At 69.4% G+C, this 14772-nt stretch carries 12 protein-coding genes; 4 read left to right on the forward strand and 8 right to left on the reverse strand.

Annotated features, from left to right (window positions below):
• Positions 1 to 56: 56 nt before the first annotated feature.
• A complete protein-coding gene (locus OC372_RS03765; protein WP_262000962.1) occupies positions 57 to 1445 on the reverse strand; it encodes a replication-associated recombination protein A in 1389 nt (462 codons plus the stop codon).
• Positions 1446 to 1549: 104 nt separating this feature from the next.
• On the opposite strand from OC372_RS03765, the gene OC372_RS03770 reads away from it, so the two are divergent.
• Positions 1550 to 1846, forward strand: coding sequence for a hypothetical protein (locus OC372_RS03770; RefSeq protein ID WP_262000963.1), 297 nt, complete (start codon positions 1550 to 1552; stop codon positions 1844 to 1846).
• 22 nt (positions 1847 to 1868) lie between these two features.
• On the opposite strand, the gene OC372_RS03775 is transcribed toward OC372_RS03770, so the two are convergent.
• The gene (locus tag OC372_RS03775; RefSeq protein ID WP_262000964.1) at positions 1869 to 3107 is read right to left on the reverse strand and encodes an NAD(P)/FAD-dependent oxidoreductase; all 1239 of its coding nucleotides are present in this window, start codon (positions 3105 to 3107) and stop codon (positions 1869 to 1871) included.
• 257 nt (positions 3108 to 3364) lie between these two features.
• Here OC372_RS03775 and OC372_RS03780 point away from each other — a divergent pair, with 257 nt between their 5' ends.
• Complete coding sequence (locus OC372_RS03780; RefSeq protein WP_262000965.1) at positions 3365 to 4288, forward strand: formate/nitrite transporter family protein; 924 nt, start codon at positions 3365 to 3367, stop codon at positions 4286 to 4288.
• Positions 4289 to 4365: 77 nt separating this feature from the next.
• On the opposite strand, the gene OC372_RS03785 is transcribed toward OC372_RS03780, so the two are convergent.
• Genes OC372_RS03785 through nirB form a run of 5 tightly spaced genes read right to left on the reverse strand, consistent with a single transcriptional unit; the run spans position 4366 to position 10286 of the window.
• Complete coding sequence (locus tag OC372_RS03785) at positions 4366 to 5043, reverse strand: sirohydrochlorin chelatase (RefSeq protein WP_262000966.1); 678 nt, start codon at positions 5041 to 5043, stop codon at positions 4366 to 4368.
• Entirely contained in the window at positions 5040 to 6170 is a 1131-nt protein-coding gene (locus OC372_RS03790) for a uroporphyrinogen-III synthase (protein WP_262000967.1), read from the reverse strand. Before OC372_RS03790 ends, OC372_RS03785 begins: the two co-directional genes overlap by 4 nt.
• The gene (gene cobA, locus OC372_RS03795; protein WP_262000968.1) at positions 6167 to 7402 is read right to left on the reverse strand and encodes a uroporphyrinogen-III C-methyltransferase; all 1236 of its coding nucleotides are present in this window, start codon (positions 7400 to 7402) and stop codon (positions 6167 to 6169) included. Before cobA ends, OC372_RS03790 begins: the two co-directional genes overlap by 4 nt.
• Positions 7399 to 7761 (reverse strand): nitrite reductase small subunit NirD, encoded by a 363-nt coding sequence (gene nirD / locus OC372_RS03800; RefSeq protein WP_029263326.1) that lies wholly within the window; start codon positions 7759 to 7761, stop codon positions 7399 to 7401. The genes cobA and nirD overlap by 4 nt, the downstream gene beginning before the upstream one ends.
• Complete coding sequence (gene nirB / locus OC372_RS03805; RefSeq protein ID WP_410054853.1) at positions 7758 to 10286, reverse strand: nitrite reductase large subunit NirB; 2529 nt, start codon at positions 10284 to 10286, stop codon at positions 7758 to 7760. The genes nirD and nirB overlap by 4 nt, the downstream gene beginning before the upstream one ends.
• Positions 10287 to 10548: 262 nt before the next feature.
• Between nirB and OC372_RS03810 the strand changes: the two genes are divergently transcribed.
• Together OC372_RS03810 and OC372_RS03815 are read left to right on the forward strand one after the other, a co-directional pair.
• A complete protein-coding gene (locus OC372_RS03810; protein WP_262000970.1) occupies positions 10549 to 11907 on the forward strand; it encodes a DUF349 domain-containing protein in 1359 nt (452 codons plus the stop codon).
• Positions 11908 to 11969: 62 nt separating this feature from the next.
• A complete protein-coding gene (locus OC372_RS03815) occupies positions 11970 to 12521 on the forward strand; it encodes a type IV toxin-antitoxin system AbiEi family antitoxin (protein WP_262000971.1) in 552 nt (183 codons plus the stop codon).
• On the opposite strand, the gene OC372_RS03820 is transcribed toward OC372_RS03815, so the two are convergent.
• Complete coding sequence (locus tag OC372_RS03820) at positions 12508 to 14760, reverse strand: RelA/SpoT family protein (protein WP_262000972.1); 2253 nt, start codon at positions 14758 to 14760, stop codon at positions 12508 to 12510. The two genes, OC372_RS03815 and OC372_RS03820, sit on opposite strands and share 14 nt — an antisense overlap.
• Positions 14761 to 14772 lie beyond the last annotated feature (12 nt).

Consider the following 14772-nt stretch of genomic DNA (forward strand, 5'->3'; position numbering starts at 1 on the left):
ACGGTTTCGAGCCACTCAAGTCTAACAGATCGCGGCTGCGCGCCTGATCGCGTGGGTCACCGGTCGCCGAGGATGCGGCGGATGCGCTCCAGTCGCGAACCGATGTCGCGCTCGGCACCCAGGTTCTTCGGCTCGTAGTAGTGCTTGCCGTCGAGCTCGTCGGGCAGATACTGCTGCGCCACCACGCCGTACTCGCTGTCGTGCGAGTAGACGTAACCGCGCCCGTGCCCGAGGCGCTTGGCGCCCGGATAGTGCGCGTCGCGCAGGTGCAGCGGCACACGTCCGAAGCCTCCGGAGCGGATGTCGGCGATCGCGGCATCGATCCCCACATAGGCGGCATTGGATTTCGCGGTGGTGGCGAGGTACACGGTCGCTTCGGCGAGCGGGATCCGCCCCTCCGGCATGCCGATGAACGCGACCGCATCCGCAGCGGCGACCGCGATGACGAGGCCCTGAGGATCGGCGAGACCGACATCTTCCGACGCGGAGATCACCAGGCGTCGGGCGATGAACCGCGGGTCCTCCCCCGCCTCGATCATGCGCGCGAGGTAGTGCAGCGCCGCATCGGGGTCGGACCCTCTGATCGACTTGATGAACGCACTGATGACGTCGTAGTGCTCGTCGCCCTGCCGGTCGTAGCGCAGAAGCGCCTTGTCGACGGCCTGGGCGACGTCGTCGGCGGAGACCTCCGGTACCATCGCCGCGGCGTCCGCCTCGACCGATCCGCTGTCCTCGCCTTCGTCGGAGCCGGCCTCCGCGGAGGATGCGTGCGAGAGGGCGACAGCAGCACCGGCCTCGAGACCGGTCAGCGCGCGCCTGGCGTCCCCCGAGGCGAGCCGGATCAGTGCGGCGCGAGCTTCGGCGCTCAGCGCCACGGCCCCGTTCAGCCCCCGCGCGTCGACGACGGCACGATCCACGAGTACACCGATGTCATCGTCGGTGAGCGGCTGGAGCGTGAGCAGCAGGGAACGGGACAGCAGCGGAGAGATCACCGAGAACGAGGGGTTCTCGGTGGTCGCGGCGATGAGGATCACCCACCCGTTCTCGACGCCGGGCAGCAGAGCGTCCTGCTGCGCCTTCGTGAACCGGTGGATCTCATCGAGGAAGAGGATCGTGGTCTGACCGTAGAGGTCGCGCTGCGTGATCGCCTCCTGCATCACCTCGCGCACGTCTTTGACGCCGGCGGTGATGGCGGACAGCTCGACGAAGCGCCGCCCGGATGAGCGCGCGATCGCCTGCGCGAGCGTGGTCTTTCCGGTGCCCGGCGGGCCCCACAGGATGATCGAGACCGCTCCGGGCGAGGTCGCCTCCGGATCGGCGAGGGCGACGATGGGAGACCCTGCGCGCAACAGGTGCCGCTGCCCCGCGACCTCGTCGAGCGAGATCGGGCGCATGCGCACGGCGAGAGGCGTCTGCCCGGAGAGCAGCGCGGCAGGGGACGTCATCCCTCCAGGCTACCGGCGGCCCCCGACACTTCGGGCGATCGGGCAGCTCCCGGTAGGCTCTCAGGCGACGCTGCGTACCGGCGTCGGAACGGGAGATCCAGGGCATGGCCGCACGCGGTTCCAAGAACGCACAGTCACGCACCGCGGCAGAGCGCGCACGACTGCACACCGCGCGTACCCAATGGCACGAGGGGCAGATCCGGCGCCGCGTCCGGGACAACACGATCGCCGCGATCGTCGGCGGCCTCATCGTCGTCGCCGCGATCGGCAGTCAGGTCGTGCACGCGCAGGTGACCGCACCCGAGCCGACTCCGACGCCGACCGTCGAGCCGACGACGGCTCCCACCGACGCGCCCACGGAGAGCCCGGCACCGCTCCCCTCCGAGAGCCCCGCCGAGTAGCTCCCCGGGCCGACCGCTCTCGCTAACCGCGGCTCGGCAGCACGTAGGACGACGGGTCCGCTTCGAGCCGGGCGCCGACGAGGGTGTGCAGAGCCGGGTACGCCGAAGCGTCGCCGACCAGGATCCCCCCGAGCAGCGTGTGCGCATCACCTGCCAGCACCAGTTTCCGGTACACCCCGGCGACGGGATCCGCGTAGAGCACGTCGACCGCGTCCGGCGTCCGTGCGAGCGCGTCCCCGAAGCTCGCCACATCGACACCCGCCAGGGTGATGGCAGCGGATTCATCGAACCCGGCGAACCTCGCTTCGTGGCCGAGGATGCGCCGCACCGCCACATCGGCCATCTCGCGGGCCGGAGCGACCAGACCGAAGCGGCGCCCGTCGAGGCTGGCGACCTCTCCGATTGCCAGCACCGCCGGATCCGACGTCCGGCAGGCGTCGTCGATGACGATGCCTCCGTAGGGATGAACCGCGATCCCGGCATTGCGTGCGAGCTCGTCGCGCGCGCGCAGCCCGACCGTGAACACGACGACGTCCACACGCTGGAAGGAGCCGTCCTGGAACTCGATCGCCGTGACGACGCCGGATTCGTCCGGGTCGAGCCGTGTCACGCGCGTCCCGGTGCGCACCGCGATCCCCCGCGCCTGCAGATGGCGCTTCACGATGCTTCCCGCGGTGCCGTCGAGCTGCGCCTCCATCAGCCGATCCGCGTACTGCACCACCGTGGCATCGACCCCGATCGCCTGCAAGGCCCCGGCAGCCTCGAGCCCGATGGGGCCTCCGCCGACGACCACCCCGCGCAGATCACGTTCGAGCTCCGACGCGCGTGCGCCCACGAACGCACGGAGCGCCTCGGCATCCTCGACGGTGCGATACGAGAAGCAACCGGGTAGTCCCGCACCCTCGACCGCCACCCGACCGGCCGAGGCCCCGGTCGCGAGCACCAGCGTGTCGTAGCGATGCAGGCGACGGGAACGGGTGCGCACGGTCTTCGCCCGCCGGTCGATGTGCAGCACGCGATCGTCGACGACCAACTCGACGCGGTCATCCTCGAACGCGTCGAAGGGCAAGGGGAGATCGTCGGCCGACCCGCCGAGGAACAGCTCTCGAAGGCGGGTGCGGTCGTACGGTCGGAGGCCCTCATCGCCGATCACCGTGACCCGCACGTCGTCGCCCGCCCGCTGCCTGAGCTGTTCGACGAAGCGCTGCGCGGCCATCCCCGCACCGACGACGACGATCTCGGTGGCGAGCGGATGATTCATCGGTACAGCTCCTGTCGGCGGCGATCGTGCCGTAGCGCTGAGGCTATGCGGACTGTGTTTCCCGGATGTCACGCGAGGTGTTTCACGCCGCGAACGATCGCATCACGGATGGATAACGACCGCGCATCTCACACCTCGCTGGAGGGGAAGTGAGAGATTCGCACCACAGACGTAACGTCCGGTGCGGCCCGCGGAAACGAGGCTCCCGCATGCTCGAGTCAGTCGAGCATCCGTGCTCCCGTCCCCGTGGAGGTCCTGTGTCCTACATCAAGCCCGCCGAACTCGCCACACGCATGGTGGATGCCGGCGCCTACAAGCTGCAACTGTCCACCCGCGACACCCTGATCCGCGCCTTCATGGGCGCGGCACTCCTCACGATCGCGGCTGCCTTCGCGGTCACGGTCTCGACACAGACCGGTCAGCCGTTGCTGGGCGCCGTCCTGTTCCCGGTCGGGTTCGTGATGCTGTATCTGCTCGGTTACGACCTGCTCACCGGCGTGTTCACCCTCGGACCGCTCGCTGTGCTCGACCGCCGCCCCGGTGCCACGTTCGGCGCACTGATGCGCAACTGGGGGCTCGTCTTCCTCGGCAACTTCGGCGGTGCCTTCCTGGTCGCGATCCTGATGGCCGTGTACTTCACCTACGGGTTCTCGACCGCGCCCAGTGCCGTGGGCGAGGCCATCAGTGAGATCGGCCACGGGCGCACGGTCGGATACGCGGATCACGGCGCCGCAGGCATGCTGACGCTCTTCATCCGCGGTGTGCTGTGCAACTGGATGGTTTCCACGGGCGTGGTCCTGGCGATGGTGTCGGACAGCACGATCGGCAAGATCGTCGCGATGTGGCTGCCGATCATGCTGTTCTTCTACATGGGCTTCGAGCACTCGATCGTGAACATGTTCCTGTTCCCCTCCGGACTCCTGATGGGCGCCGACTTCACCGTCTGGGATTACCTCGTCTGGAACGAGCTGCCGACGGTCGTGGGGAACCTCGTCGGAGGGCTGCTCTTCGTCGGCCTGCCGATCTACTACACGCACGGCCGCCCGAAGGCTCGGGCCGCCCGCGAAGCGCGTCGCACCGAGCGCCGGTCCCGCGTGGAGGTCGTCACGACGGCCGCAGCGGAGGAGCCGGTGCAGGGCCTCGGCACCAGCGCGGCTGAGCGCGAACCGTCCCGGGTCTGAGGGGAATGCACGCCCGAGAGGGGGCGGATGCGTCGGCATCCGCCCCCTCTCCGTATGCGCTCCGGGTGCGCTCCGGGTCAGGCGGAGCGGAAGCGCTCGACGATGACCTCGGCGATGCGCGGGTCCGCCCCGAGCGGTGCCGAGACCAGGTCCGCTCCGGATCTCTCCACGAGACCGGCGAAGTACCCCGGCGCGAGGACATGGCTCGCGGCGATCACCCGCGAGGCTCCTCGCTCGCGCGCGAAGCTCACGGCGTCCGCGATGCGGGGCTCGATCGCCGACGCGTAACCGATCGTGACCGGCACCGGGATCAGGTCGGCGAGGTGCGCGGCCGCCGTGGTGACATCGGCGACCGCCGCAGGGTTGCTGGAGCCCGCCGCCGCGAGCACGACGTGATCGCCCGGAAGCCAGCGGTCGTGAACCGCCGTACGCAGCCGCGCGCGCAGGACCTCGGCGATGAGCGGATGGGTGCCCAAGGGCTCCCCCTGCCGCACGCCGTCATACGGACGGACCGCGCGCGCGATGTCGACCGCGGTGTGGAAACCCACCGAGAGCAGCAGCGGCACCACGACGACGTCATCGTCGAGATGTTCCTGTTCGACGACCTCGGGCACCGCCGGTTCCTGCACGTCGACGAAGGCCTGGACGACACGGGTGCCCGGAATACGTGCGCGCACGAGATCGACGATGTCTTCGACCGTGCGGCGTCCTGCGGGGGAATCCGTGCCGTGGGAGCAGGCGACTAGGGTGGTCATCGGGGTTCCTCCACGGTGAGTCGGTAACCGCGTTTGACGATGGTCTGGATCGCCGCAGCGCCGCCCAGAGCCTCGCGCAGCCGGGCGACCGCCATCTCGACGGCGTGGGCGCTCTCGCCTCCTCGGGGCAACGCGAGTCCCAGCTCCTCCCGCGAGAGCACGCGTCCGGCGGCATCGAAGAGCTCGCTCAGGATGCTCGCTCCGGCGCGGGAGAGCGGAACGAACGCGCCGTCGATCAGCACACCGCGGCTGCGCATCTCCATCGCGCCGAGAGCCGTGTGCAGCCGCGGGGCGGCACCCGACGCGTAGTGGTCGACCACGCAGCGCACCAGCGAGCCCAGGCGTCCACGTGCGGCCAGGGTGGCGGTGAGCCCGGCATCCGCGAGTGGGGCGGCCGTGATCGGCCCGACGGCGGCCAGCAGCAGGCGCCCGGACGCGGCTCTGCGCCGGATCGACTCCAGAGCCCCGGCACGGACGGCCGTCCGGACCCACTCGGCGGCACCGGGTGCGGAGGTGAAGAGGACGGCGTCGACTTCACCCGCGCCCGCCTGCACGACGGACCGGCGCACGACCTGGGGGTCCGGCGGCGGCCCCCAGCGATACACGGTGATGCTGACCACGTCCGCTCCGAGCCCCGCCAGGAGGGTGTCGAGCCCGTCGGCGCCCGCGCCGTGGTGCTGAATCGCGATACGTCGCCCGGTGACCCCCTCGGCTGCGAGGTACTCCCCCACTTCCGCGGAGGTCTCGGACTCCGCGACCCAGTCGGCGATGAAGCCCGCCTGCTGGATCGCCCCGTGAGCCTTGGGCCCTCGTGCGATGAACTGTGCCCCGGCCAGCGCGGCGGCGAGGTCTTCGGCCAGGTCGTTCTCGTGCGCGGCATCGATCCATCCGCGGAATCCCACCCCGGTCGTCACGATCACCATGTCGGGAGGAGACGCGATGAGATCGCGGGTGCGAGCGATGAGGAGCTCATCGTCCTCGTTGGGGATGATGCTCAGGGCGGGCGCGCGGTACACCTGGCCGCCGCGTCGCTCGAGAGCCGCGACGAGATCGCCGGAACGTCGGTCGGCGGCCACGACGATGGTGCATCCGGCCAACACCGGAGTCAGTGGAACTCGGATCGTCACGCCAGGACAGCCCCGATCGTGTTCGACGAGGGAAAGAGCAGTCCTGCGCCCGCGACCTCGCCGACAACGATCACCGCGGGGTTGCGCAGGCCGACGGCCTCGGCATCGGCGACCGCCCTGCCGAGGGTGGTCCGCGTCGTGCGCTGCTGCGCCGTGTGGCCGCTCTCGACGAACGCGATCGGCCTCTGTGCCGGCACACCGTGTGCGAGTGCCGCGGTGACCAGACGTTCGAGGGCGGCCACGCCCATCAGGACCACCGTGGTCACGGTCGCATCGGCCAGCGCCGCGAGCGTGCCCTCGCCGATGATGCCCTGCCCGTTCACGACGTGGAAAGCTGCGGCCGTGCCTCGATGTGTGACCGGGATGCCCGCCGCTTGCGGAACAGCGATCGCGCTCGATATCCCCGGAGTGATGTCGACCGGGATGCCCGCAGCCAGGCACGCCTGCATCTCCTCGCCACCGCGTCCGAAGACGAACGGATCCCCGCCCTTGAGCCGGACGACGCGTCGGCCCTCCGCTGCCCGCCCCACGATGATGCGGTTGATCTCGTCCTGCGGCACGGGGTGTCGACCGGGGGTCTTCCCGACGTCGATCACCTCGACATCGGGGTCGAGCCCGCGGACGACCTCGGCCGCGGGTCCCAGGCGGTCGGTCACGACCACGTCGGCTTCGGCGATGAGCCGACGCGCGCGCACCGTCATCAGGTCCGCGGGGCCCGGCCCGCCTCCGACCAGGTCGACGCGTCCACTCCGACCGGCACGGCGCCGACGCAGCGGGATGCGGCCTTCGCCCACGAGGCCGACGATCGCATCCCGCACGGCGACCGACCGACGCGGGTCCGCACCGACCGTACTGGTCACCGCGACGGTCACGTCACCGATCTCGGCCTGTGCGGTGAGCCTGGTCGACCCGTGGGCGCCGTCGGAGGCATTGATGCAGAGGATCCGCTTGCGCTCGCAACGTTCCGCGACATCGCGGTCGACGCGGGCGTCGCCGGTGGCCGTGTGCACGAGCCACGCCCCGGCGAGATCCGTTCCTCGGAAGCGACCGGCGCGCCAGACGAGACCGTGAAGCTCGACCAGCCGCGCGGTGTCCGGATGCAGGACGGGGGCGGCGATCCGCACTCGCGCCCCTTCGTCGAGGAACCGGCGGATCCTCTTAGCCGCGACCGCGCCACCACCCACCAGCAGCACGTCGCGTCCGGTGAGGTCGACTCCCAACATGACCGTCATCGGATCTCCTCGATGTTCAGCTCGATCTGACCGTCTCGAACGGTCACGTCCCAGACCCGCAGCGTCGCCGAGGCTTTGCCCTGTGTGTCGAGACACTCCCCCGTGCGCAGGTCGAAGACCTGCTTGTGCATCGGTGAAGCCAGCGTCGGCACATCGCCCCGCGTGCCCACGATCCCGCGGGACATCACATGGGCGCCGCTGTAGGGATCGAGGTTGGACACCGCATGCACCGAGCCGTCAGCGAGGACGAAGAGCGCGATCTGGACCGAGCCGAACAGCGCCGCCCTGCCTCGCTCCACCTCGAGGTCGCTGAGCGCGCAGACGCGGACTCGCGTTCCGATGTCAGGGCTGAGGGTCATCGCCGCACCTCCAGAGTCGTGCCGGCGATCATGACGCTCGCGTCCGATCGTTCCTCCGTCGTCGCCGGCCGCACCTGACCGCGCTCGGACACGTAGGCCAGAGAAGGGTCAGGGGTGTCGGTCGCATTCACGAAGGACTCGAAGCGCCGCAGCTTCACCGGGTCGCGCAGGGTCGCCGCCCACTCGTCCTCATAGCGGTCGACGTGCACGCTCATGGCCGCGTCGAGGTCGTCGCAGATGCCGAGACTGTCGTCGAAGATCACCTCGCGGAGACCGTCCAGCCCGCCGTCGAGCTCGGCACACCACCCTGCCGTGCGCTGGAGTCGGTCCGCCGTGCGGATGTAGTACATGAAGAAGCGGTCGATCGCGCGGATGAGGCCCTCGTCGTCGAGGTCGGCGGCGAGCAGCTCCGCATGGCGCGGCGAGAAGCCGCCGTTGCCGCCGACGTACATGTTCCACCCCGTCTCGGTGGCGATCACACCGACGTCCTTCGACCGGGCCTCCGCGCACTCGCGCGCGCAGCCGGACACACCGACCTTGAGCTTGTGCGGCGCCCGAAGACCCCGATAGCGGAGCTCGAGGCGCACGGCCATGCCGACGGCATCCAGGACCCCGTACCGGCACCAGGTCGAGCCGACGCACGACTTCACCGTGCGCAGCGCCTTGCCGTACGCCTGCCCGGACTCGAACCCGGCGTCGACCAGCCGCTGCCAGATCTGCGGCAGCTGCTCGAGGCGGGCGCCGAACATGTCGATCCGCTGCCCGCCGGTGATCTTCGTGTAGAGCCCGTACGTCTCGGCGATGTTGCCGATCGCGATCAGTCCCGCAGGGGTGACCTCGCCACCGGGCATCCGCGGCACCACCGAGTACGTGCCGTCCTTCTGCATGTTGGCCATCACGTGGTCGTTGGTGTCCTGCAGAGCCGCGTTCTCACCGTCGAGCACGTGCGCTCCGACGAGGACGGACAGAATGCTCGCCAAAGCCGGCTTGCAGATGTCGCAGCCGCGCCCGGTGCCGAAACGGGCGATGATCGCGCTGAAGGTCGTGAGTTCCGACACGCGCACCGCGTCGAAGAGCTGACGGCGCGACATCGAGAAGTGCTCGCACAGGGCGTCGGACGTCGCCTGTCCGAGCTTCGTCAGCTCCTGGCCGACGATCTTCTTGACCGTGAAGAGGCAGGATCCGCAGGTGGCCCCCGCCTTGGTGCAGGCCTTCACGGCCGCGGCGTCGGTGCACCCCTCGGCGTGCACCGCCTCGCGGATGCGTCCGGCGGTCACGTTCGAGCAGGAGCAGACGACCGCCTCGGCCGGCAGCTCGTTGTCGGGAAGCGCGGTGCCGCCGTCCGGCATCAGGTAGGCGGCGGGGTCTGCGCCCAGCGCAGCACCCACCAGGGGGCGGAGCATTCCGTATGCCGAGGCATCGCCGACGAGGATGCCGCCCAAGAGTGTCTTCGCATCGTCCGAGAGGACCAGCTTCTTGTAGACCCCGTTGACCGGGTCGGTGTACACCACGTCCAGGGCATCCGGTGTGGAGGCGAACGCGTCGCCGAAGCTCGCCACGTCCACGCCGGAGAGCTTCAACTTCGAGGAGTCGTCGTAGCCGGGGAAAGTGGCATCGCCGCCGAGAATCCGAGTGGCCGCGACCTCCGCCATGGCGTATCCGGGGGCCACGAGTCCGACGGAGCGTCCTTCGAAGTTGGCGACCTCGCCGATCGCGAGGATGTCGTCGTCGGCCGTGCGGCACCTCGAATCGATCAGTACGCCACCGTGGGGGTGCACAGCGAGATCGGCGAGGCGTGCCAGTGAGTCCTGCGGGCGCACGCCGACGGTGAAGATGACGACGTCCGTTCCCTGCATACTGCCGTCCTGGAACTGCAGTGCCGCGACGGAGCCGGAGGCATCCGGGTCGATCCGTGTGGTCCGCGTTCCCGTGCGCACATCGATGCCCTTCGACTCGATCAGGCGGCGCAGGATGGTGCCACCCGCGAGGTCGAGCTGGGCGGACATGAGCCGGTCCGACGACTGCACCACCATGCACTCGACGTCGAGACCCTGCAACGCGCCTGCCGCCTCAAGGCCCAACAGTCCGCCGCCGATCACCGTCCCGCGCAACGGGCGGCCGAGTGACGCCGCGCGGCGCTGGACGAACGCGTCGATCGCGGCGACATCGTCGAGCGTCCGATAGACGAAGCAGCCGGGGAGCTCAGCGCCGTCGACGGCCGGCCGCATGGCGTAGGAGCCGGTCGCGAGGACGAGTGTCCCGTAGGCGTGGACCGCACCCGAGCGGGTGCGCACCGTGCGGCGAGCCCGATCGATCCCGGTGACGCGATCATCGCCGATGAAGCGCACCCTGTCGTCCTGGAGGGTCTGCGGATCGAGTGCGAGATCGTCGGCGCTCGCACCGGTGAAGAACGAGGTCAGACCGACGCGGTCGTACGGCGCTCGCGCCTCCTCGCCGATGACCGTGACCGTCGGCGCCGAACCGTCGCCGCGGAGCAGGCTCTCGACGAATCGGTGCGCGGCCATTCCCGCCCCCACCACCACGACATCCGACGATGTGCTCTCCCGAACGACCACGAGCCCTCCTCTGTCCGTGGACTCGACGATAGAGACACGGTGTTTCGCGAAAGGCCGGGGCGGTGTTACACGGATCGAACGTTCTTCTCACAACTCGATAACAGTCGTGTGAGATCGCGCTTCGAGCGAGTCCGGCAGGGCCCCGCGGGGCGTACTAGGCTGAGCCTCGTCCCTTCCGCCTCCCGCGGCCCTACCGCGCAAGGAGAATCACGTGTCTGCCACCGAGCCCTCGAAGCCGACTCCCCCCGTCCCCGCACCCCCCGCCGTGCCGATGCCGCCGAAGGCACCCAAGCCGGCAGCCGTCGTGCCCGCCGCACCTGCGCCGTCTCCGGCCGCGTCGTCGACCTCCGCCGAATGGGGCCGCGTCTCCGACGACGGCACCGTCGAGGTACGCGAAGGCGAGGTCTGGCGCGTGGTCGGCCAGTACCCCGACGGCACGCCCGAGGAGGCGCTCGCCTACTTCGTGCGCAAGTTCGACGACATCGCCTTCAAGGTGCACACGCTCGAACAGCGTCACCAGGCAGGCGGCGCGTCGGCGAGCGACCTCGCGAAGCAGGCCGGTCATCTCATCGACGAAGCGACGGATGCCGCTGCCGTCGGCGACCTCGCAGGTCTGCGAGACCGTCTGAACGCCCTGACCTCATCGCTGTCCGAAGCCACCGAGCAGGAGGCGCAGCAGGCCAAGGAACTCGTCGACAAGGCGATCGCCGAGCGCACCGTGCTCGTGGAGAAGGCCGAGGCGATCGCCGCGCGCGACCTCAGCAAGGTGCAGTGGAAGCAGGTCACGGCCGAGCTCGGCGAGCTGTTCGACGCGTGGCAGGCGCAGCAGCAGAGTGGTCCCCGCCTCTCCAAGGGCATCTCCCAGCAGCTCTGGAAGCGGTTCCGCGATGCGCGCGCCGTGGTCGACAAGCAGCGTCGCGCCTTCTACTCCGAGCTCGACGATGCGCACAAGAGCGCTCGCGACGTGAAGACCCGCCTGGTCGAGCGTGCCGAGGCACTCGCGCCGCGCGGCACCGACGGGATTCCCGCCTACCGCACCCTGCTCGACGAGTGGAAGGCGGCCGGGCGCGCCGGGCGCAAGGCAGACGATGCACTCTGGGCGCGGTTCAAGGCGGCGGGCGATGCCCTGTACGCTGCTCGCGCCGAGCAGTCCGCCGCCGAAGAAGCGGAATCCGCCCCGAAGATCGAGGCCCGAGAGGCTCTCCTCGAAGAGGCCAAGGCGGTCGCCGACGAGTCGAACATCAAGCGTGCTCGCGCGCTGCTCACCCGCATCCAGCGGCAGTGGGATGAGATCGGCCGCATCTTCCCGCGGGACAAGGAGCGCGCGCTCGACGACAAGCTCCGCACGATCGAGCAGGGTCTGAAGGCCCGCGAAGACGTGGACTGGAAGAAGAACAACCCCGAGACCAAGGCGCGCGCGAACGACATGAGTTCGCAGCTGCAGGAGGCCATCGAGAAGCTCGAAGCCGAGGTCGCCGCTGCCGAGAAGGCCGGCGACAAGAAGGCGGCGAAGGAAGCCGCCGACGCCCTCGAGGCTCGCCGCGCCTGGCTGAGCGCTCTGGGCGGCTGACCCTTCTCCACAGGTCTCCGCGACCGTCTCGAACGCGGGGTGCACTGCGCCAGACTGGCGTGATGCACCCCGCGTTCCTCTATGTTCCCGGCGAGCGGTTGAGCCAGACCGAACTCAGCGCGGCCCGCATCGATGGCCATGTCGTCGACGTGGGCGACGCGTACATCCCTGCTGATCTCGTCGAGGGGCCGGATGTACGGGCGAGCACCGTCGCCGCACTCGTCCGGCCGGGCACCGCCGCATGCCACCAGACGGCCGCGTGGGTCCACGGCGCCGGTGACACGCCGCCGGTCGTGCATCACGTCAAGCGCTGCGTGGATCGTCGGATCCGTCCGGTCACCAGCGCGCGCGTGGTGTTCCACGACACACTGCTGCCCGCAGCCGACGTCCTCACGCTCAGCGGCGTCGCGGTGTCGAGCCCGGCCCGGACGATGCTCGACCTCGCGACGACACTGCACCGCGACCCGCGGGTGCTGCCGTGGATGGATCTTCTCGCCGTCGCCTGCCCCGACACCCCGGACGCGGCGATGAACGCGCTGCAGGAGCTGCGACGTGTGCCAGGGAGTCGTATGGGATCGGCCGCTCTGCAGCGCCTCGCCGTCAGGAGGAGGTGACCCGGTAGACGTCGTAGACGGCGTCGATCCGACGGACCGCGTTCAGCACACGGTCCAGGTGCACGGCATCGCCCATCTCGAAGACGAACCGGCTCAGAGCCAACCGCTCATCGGTGGTGGTGACCGTCGCCGAGAGGATGTTGACATGGTGCTCGCTCAGCACACGCGTCACGTCGGAGAGGAGACCCGAGCGGTCGAGCGCCTCGACCTGGATCTGCACGCGGAACACGCTCTTCGTCGTCGGGGCCCACGACACCTCGACGAAGCGGTCCTGCTCGTTGCTGAGCGCCTTGACGTTCACGCAGTCCGCCCGGTGCACCGAGACGCCGCTGCCGCGCGTCACGAAGCCGACGATCTGGTCACCGGGGACCGGGGTGCAGCACTTGGCCAGCTTCACCAGGATGTCGTTGGCGCCGCGCACCAGCACGCCGGAGTCGCCGGATCGCGGCTCACGCGTCGGGACGCTCCCGGGCAGATCGATGGCGCCCGTGCTGGGGTCGTTGGCCGCGACCAGAGCCGTGACCTTCTCGAGCACCGACTGCGTCGACACGTGTCCTTCGCCGACCGCCGCGTAGAGCGCCGAGACGTCTTCGTAGTGCAGCCCGCGCGCGACCTCGGCGAACGAGTCCTGGCTCATCAGCTTCTGCAGCGGCAGGTTCTGACGGCGCATCGCGCGGGCGATGGCCTCCTTGCCCTGCTCGATGGCCTCTTCGCGGCGCTCCTTGGTGAACCAGCCGCGGATCTTGTTCCGCGCCCGGGTGCTCGCGACGAAACCGAGCCAGTCCTGGCTGGGGCCGGCATCCGGGTTCTTCGAGGTGAACACCTCGACCACGTCACCGCTCTTGAGTTCCGATTCCAGAGGCACGAGGCGCCCGTTGACCTTCGCACCCATCGTGCGGTGGCCGATCTCGGTGTGCACCGCGTAGGCGAAGTCCACGGGGGTCGCGCTGGCCGGCAGGCCGATCACCCGCCCCTTCGGCGTGAAGACGTAGACCTCCTTCGCGCCGATCTCGAAGCGCAGCGAGTCGAGGAACTCGCCGGGGTCAGCGGTCTCGGCCTGCCAGTCGGAGATGTGCGCGAGCCACGCCATGTCGGTGTCGGAGGCGCGGACCTCGGTCTTGCCACCGCCGTTCATCCGCTCCTTGTACATCCAGTGCGCCGCCACACCGTACTCGGCCTGCTGATGCATCTCGTGCGTACGGATCTGAATCTCGACCGTGCGACCGGCGGGACCGATGACCGTGGTGTGCAGCGACTGGTAGAGGTTGAACTTCGGGGTGGCGATGTAGTCCTTGAACCGGCCGGGCAGCGGCGTCCAACGAGCGTGGATCGCACCCAGGACGGCGTAGCAGTCGCGCACCGAGGAGACGAGGACGCGGATGCCGATCAGGTCGTAGATGTCGTCGAACTCGCGGCCGCGGATGACCATCTTCTGGTACACCGAGTAGAGCTGCTTCGGGCGCCCGACGACCTTGCCGCGGATGCGGAGATCGCGCAGATCCTCGTCGATCTCCTCGACCACCTGAGCGAGATACTTCTCGCGCTGCGGGGTCCGCTGCGCGATGAGGCTGTGGATCTCGTTGTAGATCTTCGGGTGCAGCACAGCGAACGAGAGGTCTTCGAGCTCCGACTTGATCGCCTGGATGCCGAGACGGTTCGCCAGCGGGGCGTAGATCTCGAGCGTCTCCTTGGCCTTCTTCGTGGCCTTCTCCGGTGGGACGAAACCCCAGGTGCGCGCATTGTGCAGGCGGTCGGCGAGCTTGATGAGCAGGACCCGGATGTCCTTCGACATCGCCACGATCATCTTGCGGACCGTCTCGGCCTGCGCGCTCTCGCCGTACTTGACCTTGTCGAGCTTGGTCACGCCGTCGACGAGCATCGCGACCTCGTCGCCGAACTCGGCGGTGAGATCGGTCAGCGCGTAGCCCGTGTCTTCGACCGTGTCGTGCAGGAGCGCCGCAGCGATGGCCCGCGGGCCCAGACCGAGCTCGGCGAGGATCTGTGCGACAGCCAGCGGGTGCGTGATGTACGGCTCGCCGCTCTGGCGCTTCTGCCCCTCGTGCTTGTCCTTCGCGACGGCGTATGCGCGTTCGATGACGGAGAAGTCGCCCTTGGGATGATTCGCACGCACTGTGCGGATCAGGTTGTCGAGGTCGTTGATGCGGGACGCGCGGGAGAAGATGCGGGGAACCAGTCGTCGCAGACTCGAACCCTGCGATGACGTCTGCGGTTCCGCCATCAACTCACCTCC

Origin of the sequence: Microbacterium sp. Mcb102, assembly GCF_024519805.1 — a bacterium.
GTDB lineage: Bacteria > Actinomycetota > Actinomycetes > Actinomycetales > Microbacteriaceae > Microbacterium.

Excerpts from the sequence above, each read along its gene's own strand:
- OC372_RS03765 (WP_262000962.1), bottom strand. The coding sequence starts at position 1,445 with ATGACGTCCCCTGCCGCGCTGCTCTCCGGGCAGACGCCTCTCGCCGTG.
- OC372_RS03770 (WP_262000963.1), top strand. The coding sequence starts at position 1,550 with ATGGCCGCACGCGGTTCCAAGAACGCACAGTCACGCACCGCGGCAGAG.
- OC372_RS03775 (WP_262000964.1), bottom strand. The coding sequence starts at position 3,107 with ATGAATCATCCGCTCGCCACCGAGATCGTCGTCGTCGGTGCGGGGATG.
- OC372_RS03785 (WP_262000966.1), bottom strand. The coding sequence starts at position 5,043 with ATGACCACCCTAGTCGCCTGCTCCCACGGCACGGATTCCCCCGCAGGA.
- cobA (WP_262000968.1), bottom strand. The coding sequence starts at position 7,402 with ATGACGGTCATGTTGGGAGTCGACCTCACCGGACGCGACGTGCTGCTG.
- nirD (WP_029263326.1), bottom strand. The coding sequence starts at position 7,761 with ATGACCCTCAGCCCTGACATCGGAACGCGAGTCCGCGTCTGCGCGCTC.
- nirB (WP_410054853.1), bottom strand. The coding sequence starts at position 10,286 with ATGGCCGCGCACCGATTCGTCGAGAGCCTGCTCCGCGGCGACGGTTCG.
- OC372_RS03815 (WP_262000971.1), top strand. The coding sequence starts at position 11,970 with ATGCACCCCGCGTTCCTCTATGTTCCCGGCGAGCGGTTGAGCCAGACC.
- OC372_RS03820 (WP_262000972.1), bottom strand. The coding sequence starts at position 14,760 with ATGGCGGAACCGCAGACGTCATCGCAGGGTTCGAGTCTGCGACGACTG.